This is a genomic window from Leptospirillum ferrooxidans C2-3 (assembly GCF_000284315.1).
GTDB classification, from domain to species: Bacteria; Nitrospirota; Leptospirillia; order Leptospirillales; family Leptospirillaceae; genus Leptospirillum; species Leptospirillum ferrooxidans.
On sequence record NC_017094.1, the window covers coordinates 2,169,100 to 2,187,524 of the forward strand.

The 18,425-nt window shown below is 50.3% G+C and carries 19 protein-coding genes; 6 read left to right on the top strand and 13 right to left on the bottom strand.

Going from position 1 to position 18,425, the window contains the following annotated elements; all coding sequences use genetic code 11:
• Positions 1-17: 17 nt before the first annotated feature.
• The 8 genes from LFE_RS10900 to LFE_RS10940 all read right to left on the bottom strand — a co-directional run bounded on the left by LFE_RS10900 (position 18) and on the right by LFE_RS10940 (position 6,798).
• The gene (locus LFE_RS10900) at positions 18-911 is read right to left on the bottom strand and encodes a 4-hydroxybenzoate octaprenyltransferase (protein ID WP_014450278.1); all 894 of its coding nucleotides are present in this window, start codon (positions 909-911) and stop codon (positions 18-20) included.
• Positions 908-1,411, bottom strand: coding sequence for a hypothetical protein (locus LFE_RS10905; protein ID WP_014450279.1), 504 nt, complete (start codon positions 1,409-1,411; stop codon positions 908-910). Before LFE_RS10905 ends, LFE_RS10900 begins: the two co-directional genes overlap by 4 nt.
• On the bottom strand, positions 1,411-3,045 hold the full coding sequence (locus LFE_RS10910; protein WP_014450280.1) for a B12-binding domain-containing radical SAM protein: 1,635 nt from the start codon (positions 3,043-3,045) through the stop codon (positions 1,411-1,413). Before LFE_RS10910 ends, LFE_RS10905 begins: the two co-directional genes overlap by 1 nt.
• Complete coding sequence (locus LFE_RS10915; protein ID WP_041774405.1) at positions 3,032-3,778, bottom strand: class I SAM-dependent methyltransferase; 747 nt, start codon at positions 3,776-3,778, stop codon at positions 3,032-3,034. The genes LFE_RS10910 and LFE_RS10915 overlap by 14 nt, the downstream gene beginning before the upstream one ends.
• A gap of 155 nt (positions 3,779-3,933) precedes the next feature.
• A complete protein-coding gene (locus LFE_RS10920) occupies positions 3,934-4,620 on the bottom strand; it encodes a hypothetical protein (protein ID WP_014450282.1) in 687 nt (228 codons plus the stop codon).
• A gap of 63 nt (positions 4,621-4,683) precedes the next feature.
• Positions 4,684-5,742 carry a hypothetical protein gene (locus LFE_RS10925; protein WP_014450283.1) on the bottom strand — a complete coding sequence of 353 codons (1,059 nt, stop codon included), beginning with the start codon at positions 5,740-5,742 and terminating at the stop codon, positions 4,684-4,686.
• Positions 5,743-5,795: 53 nt separating this feature from the next.
• Positions 5,796-6,251, bottom strand: a complete 456-nt coding sequence (locus LFE_RS10930) for a hypothetical protein (protein WP_148272634.1) — start codon at positions 6,249-6,251, stop codon at positions 5,796-5,798.
• 139 nt (positions 6,252-6,390) lie between these two features.
• Positions 6,391-6,798 (bottom strand): hypothetical protein, encoded by a 408-nt coding sequence (locus LFE_RS10940; RefSeq protein ID WP_148272635.1) that lies wholly within the window; start codon positions 6,796-6,798, stop codon positions 6,391-6,393.
• Positions 6,799-7,026: 228 nt separating this feature from the next.
• Here LFE_RS10940 and LFE_RS10945 point away from each other — a divergent pair, with 228 nt between their 5' ends.
• Together LFE_RS10945 and LFE_RS10950 are read left to right on the top strand one after the other, a co-directional pair.
• A complete protein-coding gene (locus LFE_RS10945) occupies positions 7,027-8,637 on the top strand; it encodes a Ppx/GppA family phosphatase (RefSeq protein WP_014450285.1) in 1,611 nt (536 codons plus the stop codon).
• Positions 8,624-9,604 (top strand): alpha/beta fold hydrolase, encoded by a 981-nt coding sequence (locus LFE_RS10950; protein WP_014450286.1) that lies wholly within the window; start codon positions 8,624-8,626, stop codon positions 9,602-9,604. The genes LFE_RS10945 and LFE_RS10950 overlap by 14 nt, the downstream gene beginning before the upstream one ends.
• On the opposite strand, the gene tmk (LFE_RS10955) is transcribed toward LFE_RS10950, so the two are convergent.
• The 3 genes from tmk (LFE_RS10955) to LFE_RS10965 form a co-directional block, all read right to left on the bottom strand.
• Positions 9,576-10,232, bottom strand: coding sequence for a dTMP kinase (tmk, locus tag LFE_RS10955; protein WP_014450287.1), 657 nt, complete (start codon positions 10,230-10,232; stop codon positions 9,576-9,578). The genes LFE_RS10950 and tmk (LFE_RS10955) overlap by 29 nt on opposite strands.
• On the bottom strand, positions 10,229-10,915 hold the full coding sequence (gene tmk, locus LFE_RS10960) for a dTMP kinase (RefSeq protein WP_014450288.1): 687 nt from the start codon (positions 10,913-10,915) through the stop codon (positions 10,229-10,231). The genes tmk (LFE_RS10955) and tmk (LFE_RS10960) overlap by 4 nt, the downstream gene beginning before the upstream one ends.
• Positions 10,916-11,021: 106 nt before the next feature.
• Positions 11,022-11,549, bottom strand: a complete 528-nt coding sequence (locus LFE_RS10965; RefSeq protein ID WP_014450289.1) for a hypothetical protein — start codon at positions 11,547-11,549, stop codon at positions 11,022-11,024.
• Positions 11,550-11,738: 189 nt separating this feature from the next.
• Between LFE_RS10965 and rpiB the strand changes: the two genes are divergently transcribed.
• The 4 genes from rpiB to priA all read left to right on the top strand — a co-directional run bounded on the left by rpiB (position 11,739) and on the right by priA (position 16,028).
• Positions 11,739-12,179, top strand: a complete 441-nt coding sequence (gene rpiB, locus LFE_RS10970) for a ribose 5-phosphate isomerase B (RefSeq protein ID WP_014450290.1) — start codon at positions 11,739-11,741, stop codon at positions 12,177-12,179.
• 51 nt (positions 12,180-12,230) lie between these two features.
• Positions 12,231-13,472, top strand: a complete 1,242-nt coding sequence (locus LFE_RS10975; RefSeq protein ID WP_014450291.1) for a serine hydroxymethyltransferase — start codon at positions 12,231-12,233, stop codon at positions 13,470-13,472.
• 30 nt (positions 13,473-13,502) lie between these two features.
• A complete protein-coding gene (gene nrdR / locus LFE_RS10980; protein ID WP_014450292.1) occupies positions 13,503-13,973 on the top strand; it encodes a transcriptional regulator NrdR in 471 nt (156 codons plus the stop codon).
• 75 nt (positions 13,974-14,048) lie between these two features.
• Positions 14,049-16,028 (top strand): replication restart helicase PriA, encoded by a 1,980-nt coding sequence (gene priA, locus LFE_RS10985; protein ID WP_014450293.1) that lies wholly within the window; start codon positions 14,049-14,051, stop codon positions 16,026-16,028.
• Here priA and LFE_RS10990 read toward each other — a convergent pair.
• Entirely contained in the window at positions 15,979-17,175 is a 1,197-nt protein-coding gene (locus LFE_RS10990) for a protease (RefSeq protein WP_014450294.1), read from the bottom strand. The two genes, priA and LFE_RS10990, sit on opposite strands and share 50 nt — an antisense overlap.
• Before the next feature lies 1 nt (position 17,176).
• Entirely contained in the window at positions 17,177-18,403 is a 1,227-nt protein-coding gene (locus LFE_RS10995; RefSeq protein ID WP_014450295.1) for a geranylgeranyl reductase family protein, read from the bottom strand.
• Between the last annotated feature and the right edge of the window lie 22 nt (positions 18,404-18,425).

Here is an 18,425-nt window from a genome sequence, read left to right on the forward strand (position 1 = left end):
TTGCCTCCCGGGATTCGTTACAGGAGAATGGGTGCCTCCAACAAAAACCCCATCGCCACAATCACTCCAAGAAAAACATGTGACTTGAACAGCTTCTGGGCATAAACCGGAGTCACTCCTCCCCTCACCTTAAAGGACTGGAAGAAAATCAGCAAGACAAACAGCAAGATGGATAAAGGAAGAGCCTTGAAGATCCCGAGCGAATAAGACGCCAGAAAAAGGAAAAGACCGGAGAGAAGGCCGAAGAATAAAATGGCGAGCCATAATCGATCACCGAAGGTCACCGCGCCAGACCGGACTCCCGCCTTGACATCGTCCTCCCTGTCGCTGATGGCATAGATCAGGTCATAGGCGGTCGACCAGAAGAGTCCCGCCAACCCGATAAAAACTGCTCCCATTGAAAGTTCGTTCTTCGAAGCAGTCCATGCCATGATGGGAGCCACCATTCCAAAAGGAAGTCCCATGAACAGCTGGGGGAGTGGAAAAAATCTCTTGAAAAGGGGATAGAGGATCGTGGCCAAAAGTCCCACAAACGCCACTTTCAGCGTCAAAAGATTTAAAAACAACAGCAAAAAGGCCGACAGGGTACAGAAAAAGAAAAATACGGCAAGAGCCCATCCAACCGATATCCTGCCAGAAACAATCGGACGATTTTTTGTCCGTTCAACCGCTCCATCCACATGTCTGTCCAGGATATCGTTAATAGCACAACCTGCAGATCTCATGAAAAAGGAGCCCAGAAAAAAAATCAGCAGAAGTTTGGGGGGAGGCGCTCCTCGCCATGCGGCAAGAAGCGCCCAGAACCCGGGAAGAAAGAGCAGGAGTGTTCCGGCAGGGCGATCAAATCGGATCAATTCCAAAATGACGGAAAACCATTTGATCGAAAATACGGCCGGAGGATTGGGTGTCATACCAGAAATTCCATGAGAGAGGGAAGGAAAATCTCCTGAATGGAGATTCGGGCGCCAGCCATATTTGAGAGGATATAAGAACGCATCCAGAGAGGCTGTCCATGCCAGGGATCTGGAGTAATGGGCGTCCCGCTTCGCCTCATGAAAGAGAGATTTTCCCGGATCATGGGCTCACCCCTCTCAACAAATGCAGTACCGATCGGACGTGGATCGGAGAGAATTTCCCATGTCCTGGAAAAGTCTCCTCCCGGAGCCATACGGGAAGAAGCCATCACGAGCTCCGGATAACGGTTCGTTCCCAGGAATACCCTGCGCTCCCCCTCCTCCCCCGGGATGATCCTCGCAACAACAGGAGCACCAATCGTCAAAGCCAGAAGTCGCGTCAGGGAACCATCCATCGCCAGAAAAATCTTCAGAAGGATCGGCAGACCATCCAAAAGTGCCGGGATATCAGCACCATCTGGCAAAGGCTGTTTTCCATCCGCCAGTGGCCGGATCATCAGGACAGACTCGGAACCCCCACCGAATGCACTGGAGGGGAAGACGGGGATTGTGGTCGGGAAGATGGGCCCAATCTGGCATCGAGCTCTCTCATGACCGCCCTTCCGATCTTCATCGGCTCCTCATCCCAGGCCGCAAGACAGGCTCGGGCAATCAGGGCGCCCAATTTTCCCGGATTATAAAGAAGCTTTCGAATCGTCATCGGGTTCAGATCGATCGGATCGTAATCCGATGAGAGATAGCCTTCTCGAATCAGCTTTTTCTCGAAGGCAGTATGGGGTTGGACCGCCAGAAAAAACACCATCGGGTAGACTCTGTCTTCACCAAAGATCTGGCAGGTTGTCCGGTAAGATTCGATCGCCTCCCGAAGTGTCTCTTCCGTTTCACCGGGAGCGTTCAGGGAATAATTCAGGATGATATTTCCCTTGTATCCGGCATCCTGCAGATTTCGGCATCCTTCAATAAGGGTTGAAAGTTTAAAGCCCATGCGAAGACTGTCCAGAATCTCCTGAGATCCTGAGGTGATCGAAACTTCAAGGTCTCCCATTCCGGACTCGACCATCAAGGTGGCAAGATCCGGAGAGATGAGACTTGTCCGGATATATCCGCTCCAGGTGATCTTCATCCCGGAGTCCCTGATCGCCTCAAGGAGGGCCCTTGCCTCTGGAATGGCTTTCACACCGGGAATAAACTGTGCATCGGCAAACCAGAAATTCCGGATTCCCCATTTTTCATAATATTGGCGCATTTCAGAAACAACATCTTCGGGATCCCGATAAAAAACCCGCTTCCCCTCAATATAGGTATAGAGGCAAAAAGAGCATCCGTAAGGACAGCCCCTTTTTGTCTGGATGCCAATCATTCTCCGATGATAGAAGGCATGTCCGGGAAAAACCTTTTCGACATAGGCAAGGTCGTAGGGAGCCCGACGGATCTGGACAGATCCTTCCTTTTTTCCCCTTATCGTTTTTCCAGCCTTTCTGTAAATGACCCGATCATCATCACAGGAACGTCCTTCCACAACCTTGATCAGGGCATCTTCACCCTCCCCAACGACACCGATCACACCCTCAGGAAGGAGTGGAATGATCTGTTCGGCAAACACGGAAAAAGCGCCCCCACCAACCATGACCGTGGCATTTGGGGCCCGCTTTGCACCCGATCGGATCAGTCGAAGCTTCCGGTGGAACTCCGTACGATACTTCCAGACCATCCGGATACCATCAATGGCGGCACGAACCCGGGTCGATATCTTTGGGGCATAATAAAACTCGAACGCCCGACGGAGAGAGTTATCTCCTTCATGGGGAGCGAAAATCTGGACATCTCTCCAGGAATAGGCCAGAAGGTCCGGCTTAAAACGGTCGATGGCGGCAAAAAGAGCTTCTTGATAGCTGTTCTCAGCAATTTGGGTCATGTCGAGAACTTCCATCTCAACCTCCGGATGCATCCGGTGAAGCCAATTCACCAGATAGCCTATCCCTACAGGAAAGATCGGACTGACAGGAAGCCAGATGAAAAGCACTCGTTTGAGAACTGCCGGGGGAAGTGGGGCATGATGATCATCCTGGACATTCAGATCCAGGACGGGAAGGGCTCCGGACAGAGTTCCGGTCGTATCAGACGGCACCATGGGGTTTTTCTCCGGAATGGATCGCAACGATCCCACCAGAAAGGTTTCGGTAGGCCACATTGCGAAAACCTGCCGCCTCGATTAACCCTTTGAACCGTTCTTGCGCGGGAAACTTGGCGATCGAGGCAGGCAAATATTCGTATATGCCCGTTTTATCCCCGGAGACCACGCGGCCAATCAGGGGCAAAATGGCAAATGAGTAAAATCGATAGAGTTTGTCCCAAATCGGGTTGACGGGTGTGGAAAATTCAAGACACACAAAACGACCACCCGGCTTTAATATCCGGTAAATATCCTTCAGTGCCACGTCGAGATTCGTCACATTTCTGAGACCAAAGCCAACAACAAGCCGATCGACAGATGATGTCCTGATGGCCATGACTTCTGCATTGGACTGAACAGCGCCCATCCCTGACCGTCCCTGTTCGGAACGGATTTTATCAAGTCCGATCCTGAGCATCGCAAAGTTCAGGTCAACGGTGGCCACAATCCCTTTCGGTCCAACACGTTCCTTGGCCAGAAGACCAAGGTCAGCGGTACCACCACAGAGATCAACCACCGTTTGCCCGGGCTTTGGATCCAGAATCGAGATGGCGATTCTTTTCCATAAGTGGTGCATGCCAAAAGACAGCACGGAGTTGTTCAGATCATAGGCTTTCGCCGCTGATGTAAACATATTCTGGACGACTATTTGCTTTTCCTGGGGATTAGGCAGGGAGAATGTTTTTGGCATGGGCGAATTATAGCTGAAAAAGGTTGCCCTTCGCAAAGGGTAAACGGAAAGGAGAGTGATTTTCCAACAGGGCGAGAGAAACAGGGGAAAATGTTCTCTCCATCCCTGCCGGTGAAAAGGATCTTTAGATCACTCCCATCTCAAAGCGGATCTTTCTAGAAGGCATATCGTATGCCAATCATGACAGGAACCGACCATGTGTCACTCACTTGGGAAACCGTTCCGGGAGGGTTGCCCAGTGAGGTTGTTATGCCGGTGGGTGCCGTCTCAAAGGACAGGTTTGCCTCGATGAAGGCTCCCCATGATGGAGAGATGGGGTAAAGGACTCCCGCCCCCAGCATCCAGGCATATCCAGCCTGGGCATCGACACCTGTATAGGTGTTGTATGAGGCTCCAAAGGTGGCATTCAAATAGGGGATGATCGTTTTTCCAAAAAGGGACGGAAGATAGTAATTCCCCCCCAAACCAATCACGGTATGGGTATTTTGGGAGAAATCCGTTTGCTGGACGGTCAGATAGGCCAACAAGTCCGGAAAAAGCATTTTCCCGATCCGAACCCCCCAGACAGGGGCCGTACCAAAATCATAAGGAACGGTTTTCCCGAGGGTTGTGGTGTAAGAGCCCGACAGGGAACTCTCTCCTCCCGCAAAACCCTCTAAAACAAATCCCTTCCCTGGAAAAGGGCTGGATTGGTCCGATCGGGGAGTCGGAGCGGACGGAGCTCCGGACGACATCGAGTCACTCATCGGACTGGCCGATACCCGTTGGCCTGAAAAAGCAAAAAAAGACATGAAAAACAAAACCCCAAAAATCATCCTGAACGATCCATACAGATATTTCATTGAAAGACCCTCTCCTTATTTATGCATTGTCCAAGCGTCACTCAATCGGTTTTCCATGGAGACTCAGAACATCCACATGAATCCTGTCAAAACCTTGAAGTCCGGATTCAGCGCCGGTGAAGACGGTGTCGTACCCGGCTGATTCCAATAGACAAACTTGTCTGCATTGGCAAAGATCATCAAGTTCGGAACGGATTTGGGCATGATCTGGAATCCCATCCCGATGGAATCCTGGAAATTCTCGGTTCCCAGAATCGGACCGGCTGCCTGAAGCACTCCATTTTGAACATATGGATTGACCTGAATGTTGGTAGCGTTGTACTGGATGTAATCTCCGGCACTGATCCAGATTTCCGGAAATTTGCTGTGAAGCCCCGTCAGTCGGTACTCAACCTGATAGTCGGTATTGAGGGTATTTCCGAGCTGAGTTCCCAGATTATTCGGGAGCTCGAATGAGTAAATGGCATCCCCGATCGTCATCCAGCGCCCATTGGAAAACAGATGCATGGCCTCTAGCCCGAATGTGAGCTCATAGGCGCCAGCACCTGTTAGGGTACTGGTGATATTCTGGTTATTGAATGCCTGACTTGTCGGAGAGGTTGGGAAGTGCACTCCCTGAACCAATACCACGCGGGTTGTTCCTGAAAAAGTGGTGCGGTCGTAGACATCAAGAAGGTTGGCAATCCAGAGATCTCCCGGAACGGCCAGGAATCCCGAATTGTTGTTTCCGAGACCCGGAGTGTAGGTATTGCTGGAAGATGCTTGGGGATTGGAGTTCCACCGATAGTAAAAAGGTTCTGTCACCTGAACCATCCACTTCTTGGTAACGAGCACCTGAAGGGTATTCTCTTGGGTCAAAAGGGCCTGAGAACCGCCTATATGGGAATATCCCGCTTGAACCTGGCTTCCGGCAATCCAGATATCAGAATAGTTCATCCGGAAAGAGAGCATGATGTCACTTGTCCAGAACATGGAGGCATCCATCCCCATATGCTCCAGACAAAACACGCAGGCCATCGCCTTTTTGGGGGAGCAGAGCGCAATGAACAACCCCAAAAAAGCAACCAGAATGGATTTTTGGGTGATCCATGTATCGAAAGCGAACGGATCCTGTTTTTCCACGAAAGACTCCTTTTCAAATATGAACGAATAATCGAAGACAGTTCGAGAGCGTTTCAGACTGAAAGGATCGACAATCCATCCCGGGGAGGAGGATTACGGGGAAAACGGCAAGCAGAAGGAATCCATATTTTGGACAAGGGGGGGAAGTCCGATCGGAAAAAATTCTGAACGGGAAACTCCCCCTCTCCTAACATGTCGGGAGCGCTCATGGGGGGAAAAGGCAGAAGAGGATTCTCATGATGGCATTCAAGGCTTGCGGCACGAGAATCCGCTCTGGCCTCATGAAAACAGGGAATCGCTTCCTCAGGATGAATGGAGCTCAGGAAAAGCGAAGCCGATCTCGTCGTCATGCTCCCATTACCGAGCATAGGAAAAGGACGGAGAGTCGGGGTCATCCTCTCTCCATGGCACAGGAAAAGAATGCCTTGAAGCAGAAAAAGGGCACAGATCCATACAATCGGATTCGGTGGCAAAAAAGAAACCCCACTATCCCTATAATGATTTTTCAAACCCGATACTCCCGTTTAAAAGAAAAAGAATCGATCCCGGAACAGTCTGAATTTTGCCAGGAAAGGCTGAACCAATCTGCCGCCAACAAAAGCTTCGGGAAACAAACGCTTTTTTGGCGATCAGAGAAGATTGGATAAGTCAAACTCTTGGGGGATGATCCGGAGGGAGAACGGGGGAGGAAGCATACGAAAAAACTTTTGGAATAATGGGATTATCGCGATGGCATATGCGATAGGGAACCGTTGTCGCTGGCAGAACAGCCTGCGCAAAAAGGGATGAGGTCAACAAATACGACGGCATGGGATGGTGACATTCCCATGAAGATTGCCCGCTGACAAAAGGATGAGTGCAATCGTCTCCGGCCGAAGAAGCGTCCACAACTTTTTCTGGATTGGATAGCCAATTCGGTACAAGCAAAGCAAGCGAAGCATTGCTCTTCAAGGAGATCTGGGAGGAGAAAACAGGTGCCACATGGCCCATCTGGTAAAAGAAGACAGGAATCAGGACAAGCAGGAGGCGAAAGATGGAGGGCAAACGTTTGCGCAATGGAGCTCCTCGAAAATCCTGAACAGAAACAATCGGGTAAAGCACCCTGAATACAACCCTATCCGGACAGACAATCCTTGTCAACCCGATTTTCTGGATGAATTCCACGGGAAGCCATCTGAAGCAGTTTCAAAATCCGGATGATTGTCCTAAGATGAAAAGGCTTTTCTGGCAATTCAAAACAACCATCCGGATGACTTCAGGTGAAAGAGAGGACCTCCCTACTCCATGTCCAGGTCCATTCGCAAAGCTGCCATCATCGATATCGGCTCGAACTCCATGCGCCTTGAAATCTTCGCGATCAGGGGCAACGACTGGTGGCTGATCGAGCGTCACAAGTCCCCGGCCCGAATTTCCCAAGGCATGTATGACGACCAGATCATCAAGGGAGAAGCCATCTCCAGGGCAAGGGAAGCCCTTTGCCTGTTTGCCGGACAAATCGCCTTTCACCACATCAAAAAAGTCCGCTGCACCGCAACGAGCGCCATCCGTGACGCGGCAAACCAGAGAGAGGTTCTGGAAATCCTCTCGAAGGGAATCCCTTTTCCGATCGAAGTTCTCTCCGGTGAAGATGAAGCGTTCTACAGCTATTTTGGAGTCCGGACAAGTATCAATATCCGTGACGGCCTTGTTTTCGATGTGGGAGGCGGAAGCACAGAACTGATCAGGATCCAGGATGGTGAGCACATCGCCACCACCACCCTTCCACTGGGAGCGGTCAGACTATCGGAGTCTTTTTTCAGAAAGCCGGGTATGCCCTCAGAGTCGGAGTGGAAAAGACTTGAGCGCCATATCGACAAAATGTTGAAGGAAGGGGATATCCTCTCGAAGGGCACCCCCAAACTCCTGATCGGAGTGGGTGGCACCGTCCGCCAGCTTGCACGGATCGCCCAGAAGAAGGAACACTATCCTCTCATTCCTCAGGTTCATGAATATACACTGGCCAAAAACCAGATCAACAAGATTCTTCTGGAAATCCGGAAGTCTTCCATTGAAAACAGGATTTCCTCTCTCGGAGTCTCAAAGGACAGGGCAGACATCCTTCCTGCAGGAATCCTGATCATTTCCCGAATTCTGGAAGGGGCTAAGTCCCCTCTTTTGACCGTCTCCCAGCATGGTCTAAGACACGGGCTCTTCATGGAAGCCTATCTGGAATCCACAAAGCCCCCCGCACAGGATATCGCGAAAGATACGATCTCAAGACTGGTGAACCGTTTTGGATCCTACGAAGACTCAAGATCCTTCAGACGCATTCTCCTGAGACTGTACGAAACCATCCATCCCGAAACAATGATCGACAAGGAAACCAAAAAACTTCTGCGCTCCCTTGGATCTCTCGCACAAACATCCCTTTCCTATAGGCCGACAGGAGACTCGGAGTCCGCCAATTTCCTGCTGAAAGAAGAGTGTCCGGGATTTTCCCCACAGGAGAGAATTTTACTTTTTCTCGCCCTGACACAATATCGGACCCACTCAGACATCACGATCCGGAAAAACAACCGCTCCCTCTTTCTCTCTCTTTCCCAAAAGGACCAGGGAAAGGTCATATTCTTTTCACGCCTTGCGAAGCTCGCGAGAGAGATCCTTTTGTTCACCTCGGGAGAGATGCCTTTTCTCTCTTACGCAGAACCTCATCTGACCATACGGGACAATAGAAGCGATGAGGAGGGAGGGGTTGAAAGACTCGTCTCCACAAAGGAAATGGAGTTTGAAAAAGGGAGACCCGTGATTGTCATCTGGATGAGGGTTGAAAACTACGATGGACAAAGCGGATCAAGACTCAAAAACATTGAACCGATCCGGAAGCTTGAAGAAGAGCTCGACAATGGAGAGGACTGACATCCCGACCGTCCGGGACTCCAGCGCCTCCCCATCCTCTTTGAATATTCACCCGACCATATCCCAAGCCACACACGAAATAACCGACCGGATCATCACCCTTTCTGACGGGCGTCAGATTGGATTTTGCGAATATGGCGACCCTGACGGCTACCCGCTTTTCATGTTCCATGGTGTCCCTGGATCACGCTACCAACGTCCATCGGAAGGGGTAACCCGCTCAAGGGGAATAAGGCTTTTTGTCCTCGAACGACCGGGGTTTGGACTTTCCGGGAGAAAAAAGGAAAGAACCCTTCTCAGCTGGGCGGATGACGTCTCAGCCTTTGCGGATTGCTTGAAAATTGAACGGTTTGGAGTTCTCGGCCTGTCTGCCGGAGGACCCTATGCCCTCTCATGTGCATTTTCTCTTCCGGAAAGAGTCTCCAGTGTCTTTGTCATCAGCGGACTTGGCCAGATGGATATTGCCGGAGCAACCAGACAGATGCCATTTCATGAAAAATGGCTCTTCGAACTCGGAAAACGTTCTGCAAAAATCACCATGAGAATCCTGATCGAAATTCTTAGGGGACTGACTGCGATTCTTTTGCATAACCCCCAAAGGTATCTCCCTGTGCTGGCCCGATTTTTCCCTGAGGGGGAACGTCCATTCTTCAAAAAGGCAGAAGACAGCCGGATGTTCCTGAAAGACATCGGCGCAAACCATCAGTCCGGTGGAGCAGGGATTGTCGACGACCTGATCATTTTATCCAAGCCTTGGGGATTCGACCCGGAGTGCATTTCCAGAACAGTCCATTTCTGGCATGGAGATCTGGATCTGATTGCCCCACTGTTTCTGATTGAAAACCTGGAAAAAGAAATCCCGTCCTCAGAAATAAGGCTTATCCGCGGAGAAGGCCATCTTCTGATTTTTCGTTACTGGGCCGAAATACTGGACGAGTTCAACCGATCCCGGACAGAACAGGGTTAACAGCCTTTCTCATGCTCTTCTGCGTTTCGTCCATCGAATGGGCTCCGTCGATCAGATGAAATCCATTTTCCTTTGCAAGCACTTCATACTCCGCTAAAACCTTCGACTGAAAAAGAATATAGGACTCCCTGGGGTTCGTGGAAAACTCCATGTCCATACCCGCTTCATAGTATTTGATCTCCCGTGTCTGGGTAATGCGGTCATACGACACGGCAGGATCGACCCTGAAGAAGAATGTGAGATCAGGCCGAATGGCGAAACGGAAGTTGGAGACCAGCCAATCCTTGGGAATTCCCCGAGCGCAGTCCCGCGCAACGGCCGTATAGATATAACGATCAGAAAGGACCACCTTTCCGGCCTTCAAAGCTGGCAAGATCTCATGTGTGTACCGATAACTGAAATCGGCAGCGTGGAGGAGACTGAAAGCGTAGGGAGTCAATGTCTGTTTTTTCTTTGCCTTCCGTATGATCGGGGATATTTCAGGGCTGGAGTTCCACACATTCAAAAGAACCCCATACCCCTTCAGTCTCAGATAGTTCTGAAGCAGTTCGATCTGGGTCGATTTCCCTGACCCGTCAATCCCCTCGACAACGATAAGACGTCCTGGATAAGAATGCTCGGGATTCATCGGGATCCCTTTCTTCGTAAACGATTTTTCAAAATGGAGGCTGTCTCCAGCCGAAGCTCCATTTGCTGTTTCTGGATCGGCTTCATCGCATCGATGACCGTAAACTGATATTCAGAAGAGATCTGCTTGTAGATTTCCAGAAGCCTCTGCTGATAGAGGACAAACGAATCCTTTTTTCGGCCGGCAAGGTTCAGGTCCATACCTGCTTCATAATAGTCAAAATATCTCTCATCTCTTGATTTCCACTGAATTCGTGCCAGAAGGTCCTCGAAACGGACATCGAGGTAAAAGGTTCTGGCAGGCGTCAGGGCAAAATCAAACATGCCTGTGATCCAATCCCTGTCGATGCCCCTGATGATTGCCCGGGCAAAGACGGTATATACATATTGTTCTGCAATGACGACTTTTCCGGCTGAAAGGGCAGGGATGATCACATGCTCGAACCGGTCCACAAAATCTGCCGCATAAAGGAAGCAGAATGTGACGGGATCAAGCGTGTTTCTCTCCTTTAGCTTCTTGATCGCTCCGCGGATCAGTTCCGCTGTGTTGCATGAAGAGATGACAACCCCCTGCCCCTTGGATTCAAAATAAAGTTTCAGCAATTCGGCCTGGGTTGATTTTCCCGATCCGTCGGTTCCTTCAATGGCAATCAATGTTCCCGGATATTGAGACGTTTTTTCCAAAGCCTACCCTCTCCAAAACTGTTTTTGACCAACGACATGTCCCATTCTAGCAGGACTCACAGGGGTTCACCACCAAGATTTGGGTCTTCATGTAACCAATCTGCTCTTATTCCCGAGTCGGAGGAGATCCGCACCCCCTTGTGTGAACGACAAATGACAGGGACTTTTTCGAAAGTCTGACACTGTCGGAGCTCCAAAGTGCCAAGTGATAGTGGTGACAGGGCAAAAGACCATAAAGACGGTAAATCGTTGAAGGAGTGTCCACAACAAGTTTTCCGTTTTTATAGAGAAAATAATCCGTCGCCCCGGGAACCATGCTCCACTGGACATAAGCACCGTCCCCTTCTTCAAAGGGGACAACATGAACAAACTCTGGAGGGGAAAGAGTCCTTCCCAGATCCGTTCCGTCACTTGGTGAAGAGGGCAGAGATCCTGATTGGGGAACCTGTTTTGGCGTTCCTCCGACAACGGAGGACTTGCCTGAGGTCGAAGACGGCGATGAAGAAAAGAGACCTCCAAGCAAGCCATGGGGATTATTCCAGACCGAGGAGCTGCACCCTCCCAGAACCAGAAGGAGCAAAAGGACAAAAAACCTATTTTTATTACTGAATACAAAATGATTTAAGTAAACCATACCGATTGACAACCTCCTCCAGAAAATGGCATCATTTCTCATTTGAGAATAGCATTACAGAAGAGGGCTTTCCAGAAACAGAAACGCCCCCGTTCCCCAAACACACTCCGGAGGAAATGGTCTGGCTTCCCGCCAAGGCATCATTCCGGCAAAGAATAGCGAGGCCACGCATTGACGGATAATCAAAAAATGCCTCCGATCGCGATCGGTTCAGACCACGCTGGCTTTGAGCTCAAAAACAGCGTGATCATGGCTCTTTCCCAAGCAGGAATCCCAGTTACAAACTGCGGAACAGATGGACCGGCTTCCGTCGACTACCCTGACTACGCCGAAAAAGTCGCGACAATTGTGACAGCCAACCCGGGAACAATTGGAATTTTGATCTGCGGCACGGGAATCGGAATGTCCATTGCCGCCAACAAGCACCACGGAGTCAGGGCAGCCCTTCTCTATAACAAGGAAACGGCCGCCCTTGCCCACCGCCATAACAATGCAAATATCATTTGCCTTGGCGCCAGGGAGCTCTCTCCGGAAGAAGCCATCGACTTTGTCAATATTTTTCTGGCGTCGAAATTTGAAAATGGACGCCACCAGCAAAGGATTGATAAAATCTCTGCTCTGGATCACTGATAAACCTAATCACTCACTATCTTAACAGTCTCTCTGAAAGGATCCTATCCCATGTTCTGGCTTAACCAGACAGACCCGGAAGTTCATGAAGCCATCGCCCAGGAACTGAAACGCGAACAGGAAAAACTGGTTTTGATCGCATCCGAAAACTATGTCAGCCGGTCGATTCTTGAAGCGGTGGGTTCCGTCATGACCAACAAATATGCGGAGGGCTACCCGGGCCGACGTTACTATGCCGGCTGCGAAGCGGTCGATCAAGTGGAAACTCTTGCCATAGAAAGGGCACGCCTTCTTTTCGGTGCCGAACACGTCAATGTCCAGCCCCACTCCGGAAGTCAGGCCAACATGGCAGTCTACCTGTCATCCATTCGCCCCGGAGACACAATCCTTGGGATGGACCTCTCCCATGGTGGTCACCTGACTCACGGAAGCCCCGTTTCTTTCTCTGGCCATTACTACAATGCCGTTTTTTACGGTGTTCACCGTGATACCGGCCTTATTGACGAACAACAGGTTGAGGCCCTTGCGAAACAGCACCGCCCAGCAATCATCATTGCAGGAGCAAGCGCCTATCCAAGAATTATCGACTTTGCCTTCTTCCGCAGGGTCGCAAACGAGGTTGGCGCGATTTTGTTGGTCGACATGGCCCACTTTTCCGGACTTGTCGCCACAGGACATCATCCTTCCCCCTTCCCTCATGCGGACTTCGTCACCACATCAACACATAAGACGCTCAGGGGACCAAGAGGAGGGATGGCTTTTTCAAAATCGAACTGGGCCAAGGCCCTCGACAAGGCGGTTTTTCCAATGATGCAGGGCGGTCCACTGATGCATGTCATTGCCGGAAAAGCGGTCATGCTCAAGGAAGCTCTCTCCCCGGACTTCAAGCAGTATTCGGAAAACACTCTCAAAAACGCCAAGCTCCTCGCCTCCGAGCTCTCCGAAGCGGGATACAGGATCTCAACAGGAGGAACGGATAATCATCTGATGCTCCTCGACCTCAGAAATAAAAACCTGACAGGAAAAGAAGCAGAATCCTACCTTGCTCAAGCCGGTATCATCTGCAACAAAAATGGAGTCCCCTATGATGACAAGCCACCAACCGTCACCAGCGGAATCCGTCTTGGAACTCCGGCGATCACAACCCGCGGACTTGGAGAGAAGGAAGTTGTCAAAATTGCCTCCATGATTCATAGGATTCTTGACAGCAAGGGCCAGGGCAGCGTCATCGATTCCGTGAAATCCGAGCTTGTCTCTCTTCTAAAGGACTTTCCAATCTATGCGGGTCTTTAGAACCCGAATCATCAAGAACAGGCGTCTTTCATGAAATGTCCTTTCTGCCAGACGCCTGATTCCAAGGTCACCGACTCCAGAACGACAGGAGACGGATTCGGGATCAGAAGAAGAAGATTCTGTTCCGGCTGTCAACGTCGCTTTACAACATACGAATGGGTTCAGGACTCTCTTCCCCTCGTTCTCAAGAAAGATGGCAGGCGGGAAACATTTGACCGGCAAAAGATCCTGAAGGGTTTGCATTTGGCCTGTCAGAAAAGACCCATTCCCAATGTATCCATCGAAGAGGTCTCAAACAGTATTGAACGCGCATTGATCGAACGGGGAGATCCTGAGGTAGACTCACGGATCATAGGAGAGTTGATCATGGAGAAACTGGAGGTCCTCGATCGGGTCGCCTATGTTCGATTCGCCTCTGTCTACCGAAACTTCCAGGACCCACATCAATTCATGGAAGAGCTTCTTCGACTTCTGGGCCAGGAGCCACAGCATCCAACCTGAAAAGGCGAATGTTCCTGCTTTCCTCATGGTTGACCGGGAACTTCCTATACTGAACATTTTCCTCAGGTCCAGACATTGAAAAAAATTCAGGTCATCCCTTTCGCACCGGTTCCCCAGGAAAGACTGACCTATCTTCTTCCTGATGAACATTCCGGAATTCTTCCCGGAACCAGACTTTTGGTGCCGCTTGGATACCGCCGGGTCCCCGGAATCTATGTCTCCGATTTTTCCGATGCGGATTTACCCGGAATCAAGCTCAAACCGATACTGGATGTTCTTGACCCATTTCCCGTCTTTCCTCCGATCCTCTTTTCCATAGCAGAGTTTGCATCGTGGTATTATCGGCTTCCCTTGGGTCTTTTGATCAAGAGCGGTCTTCCACCGTCACTGACAAAACCCCTTCCGATTCCGCCAAGGACACTTCAGAAAATCCAGAAAGATCTTTCGGGGAAAACCAGCCAATCTCCGATCCAACCGCTTCTGCCGTTCACCACTGACCAGGAATCCGCCTTTCAGCTCTTCAAAAACCTCTCGGAGCAAAACCCCTTTTCGGTTCAGCTTCTGGAGGGAGTCACCGGATCAGGAAAAACCAGGGTTTACCAGGAAATGATTCTTTGGGCGCTGCAACAAAAAAAACGGGTTCTTGTCCTGACCCCGGAAATTGGCCTGACTCCTCCGCTTCTGGATTCCATCAGGAACGTCTCTCCAAACACCCTGAGTATCCACAGCAAACAGCCCAATGGAGAACGTCTTCGTGACTGGATCAGAATTCTGAACCATAAAATTGATGTCGTGGTCGGGCCAAGATCCGCTTTTTTTGCTCCCTTGTCGGATCTCGGGCTCATTATTGTCGACGAGGAACATGACCCTTCCTACCAATCCAGGGAGGGACTCTCTTACAGCGTGAGAAGTCTTGCCATCAAGCGTGCTCAGATATTGGGTTGCCCGGTCATTCTGGGGTCGGCAACACCCCTCCTTGAAACATGGTATCAGGTCAAAAAGAAACGCTACCACAAACTTTCTCTTCCCAACCGCATTGGACAGCTTCCGCTTCCATCCATATCCGTCATGGCTCCCGGACCCAGAGGAGCCCTCCTGCCTACGGAAGTGATAACGGCCATCAAAAACACGGTCGACCGGGGAGAAAAAGTGATTCTTTTATTGAACCGGAGAGGCTTTGTCCCTGCCCTTGTCTGCCTTGAATGCAGGGAAATGGCAACTTGCAGCCATTGCTCAGTCCATCTGGTTCTCCATAAAAAACCCAAAAGAGTTCTGATTTGCCATTGTTGTCAGAGTCAATATGCTGTCCATTCCCGATGTCCATCCTGCGGAGGCAACGTGTTGGCCGAAGAGGGATTGGCCACACAAAAACTCGAAGAGATCATCCAGAGTTTTTTCCCCGGGGTTTCCATTTCTCGAATTGATGGCGATTCCCCCGTTTCTTCAGGCGAAGGAACCAGTTCCATCACCGGAGATATCCTGATCGGAACACAGATGATTGCCAAGGGACATGATTTCAGGGAGGTGACTCTGGGCATCATTCTCGAAACGGACAGGATGCTCGCCCTTCCGGACTACCGTTCAGAAGAAAGAGCCTTTGAACTGATTATCCAACTGGCCGGGAGAGTGGGACGTCATCTTCCCGGGGGCAGAGTCATATTGATGACCCAAAACCCGAATGATCAAATTTTTAAAGAAATTCTCTCTTATGATACAGAACACTTCTTTGAACGGACGAACAATGAAAGACTTGAGCTTTCCTATCCACCCCACAGGAAAATTGCCCTTGTTTCCTTATGGAGCCGGTCAGAAACACTGATTCTCGAGGCCACCGGAAAGGCTCGATTTGAAAAGACTTCGTCAAACGGGGTCGTTATCCAGGGGCCCGCGGCCGCTCCTGTTTCCAAGGCAAAAGGAGAGTTCCATTACCAGTTTCTTATCCGCGCGACCAGCATTGAAGGAATTCATCAGGCCATCGACCGGGCCGTTGTTCTTTTTGGAGGGATCAAGGGGTTGACGATCCACTGGTCGATCGATCCTCCTGACCTGTTTTAGCAACCCTGTCATGAAAGCTCGATAAATCTTCTGAAAAAGATCTCTCCATCCGGTATCGATCAACCAGTTTTTCAGGAACGAGTTCGCCAAGCAGCTTACCCGACGAAACGACCCATACAAAATCCCTATGACAGTAAAGAAGATCGAATATGCGTTGTGAGACATCGGGGGGATCGATGGAGAGAGACTCTGACCAGGAAAGGGGTATCATCATTTCTGCCACCGGGTAAAGATGCCAGGACTCAACGGGCTTTTTTCTGAGATTTTTCCACTCCATTTTCCCAATCAGAACTCCCATGTCATCCACGACCGGCAAGGTTGTCTTCCCCTGAGAGCGAAAAGCTTCCAATGCCTGATCTAGCGTCTCTTCTGCCTTCAGGGGCTTTGAAGCTATAGTGACAGCCCAGTCGATACCGTAACGTTCGAGGCAGGAGGCCAGTCCAAGCCTTTCCCTCCAGGAAAGACAGCTTCTGATCAGCAAGATTCCAAGGACGACCAAAGCAAATCCAGCGATAAAACGCCCACGACCGGTCATGAGAATCCCCGAAACGGTCAGAAGCCATCCAAAGATCACCCCACGAGGAAAATCCTTCTCTTCTCCGGAATACTCTGCCTTTTTTTTCATTCCGAACCGTGACAAGACCAGCGCGCCCATATCAAATGGCAAAACTGGAATCATATTGATAAAAGCAATGAAGAGGTTGGATTTTGCAAAAAAAAGAATCAGCTCCCATTTCACAGGATCTCCGTCACCTCCAGACATCCAGAAATACAGTGCTGCTCCTACAATAAGGTTCGCCAAAGGCCCAGACATCCGAACCACCATGATCCTCGGATCACTTGCCAGAAGGACTTCAACGGTTCTTGGGCGCCCCCCCCACACAGAAAACAGCTCACCTTCATAGGGAAACCCTGTCAGCCGTGATGCGATTCGATGACCCGATTCATGGATCAATGCTGATAGAAGGAACAGGAAGCAGACAAATACACCAATAAACAAATAGAAAGAGGGAGTGTGATCCGGAGCCATCTTTGGGAAAAGTTCAAATGCGGACGCATAAAATAAAAACGACAGCAAAAAAGGCCAGGATTCATCGAACCGGTGTCCGGAATTTTTCCTGTCCTTCCCGATTTTTGACGGAACCATATTAAAAGAAACGTCTTCCCGTGCGGAGTGTAGGAATGAATTTTTTGAATGGAAGTCTCAGAAGCTTTACTCCCGCAGCCCGAGAGAATGATCGGTAATCATGAAGTCCGGTCATGATTTGGGAAAACAGGGTCAATAGCTGGGGATACCTGGAAACAAGCCGGTAATAGATTGCAGGAAATCGGTAAATGACTGCAGAGAGCCTTGATGCCTGTGCAAAGTCCCTGAATATCTCCTGTTTGACCCATTCGGAATAGGCTGCGCTTGCCTTTTCCGGATGACCATTGACAAAAATGGATTCACAGGCTTTTGTAGCAGATAGGATTGCGTAGTAGATCCCTTCTCCAAGGAAAGGATCCACTAGTCCGCCTGCGTCTCCAACAAGGAAAAGTCCAGCGATCTCCCCATGTTCCTTTGCCGATTGCCAGGCAGGAATAATCCAGGTCGAAACCTCCCCATCGGATGGGTCTTCTTTCTCACCGCGAAAGGATTTCAAAAATTCTCTCAATGTTCTGACCGGTGATCCCAATGGGGTAATCAATCCAGCCACACCGAGAGCTTTTCGGGCGCCGTCCTTGGGAAAAGACCAGGCATACCCCCCCGGGACAGACCCGATATCGATCATCACGAACCTGTCATTCACTGGTTCCTCAGCTTTTCCAAGAAGTTCGGATGAGGGCCACCCTGCATTGACTCCCCTCTTTTTACTCCTTCCACCCGGTATTTTTTGCGATTCTCTCGGGGAACCAAAAAGAAGACGTTTCACCTGACTCGTCACACCATCAGCAGCGAACAGACGTTTTGTCTTTACATTCTGACCATTGATCAATAGCGTAAATCCGATGCCTTCTTCATAAACCAGATCTTCCAGTAAAATTCCGGTCTCCAGGACAACCGATTCCACTTTGGCCTTTTCATACAGGAAGTGATCGAGCTGATCCCTATGGAATTGATAAGCGATAGGGACACCTGTCTCGACACTTTGAGAGTCTTTGTCCCCCATGGTGACCTGGACCCCAGTCGTCACAACATGAGGGACCTTTTCCCAACCCGACGGAAGCAAAGCGGTGGCTCTTGCCGATAGCCCCCCGCCGCAAGGTTTCCAGCGGGGAAAGTGGGAGCGGTCAATCCCCAGCACACTGAATCCCTTTTCTCCGAGGAGACGCGCCGCTGTCGAGCCTGCAGGCCCGAGACCGACTACGACCGCATCAAATTCCCGACAACTCACGAGAGCCTCCAATAACCTTCAA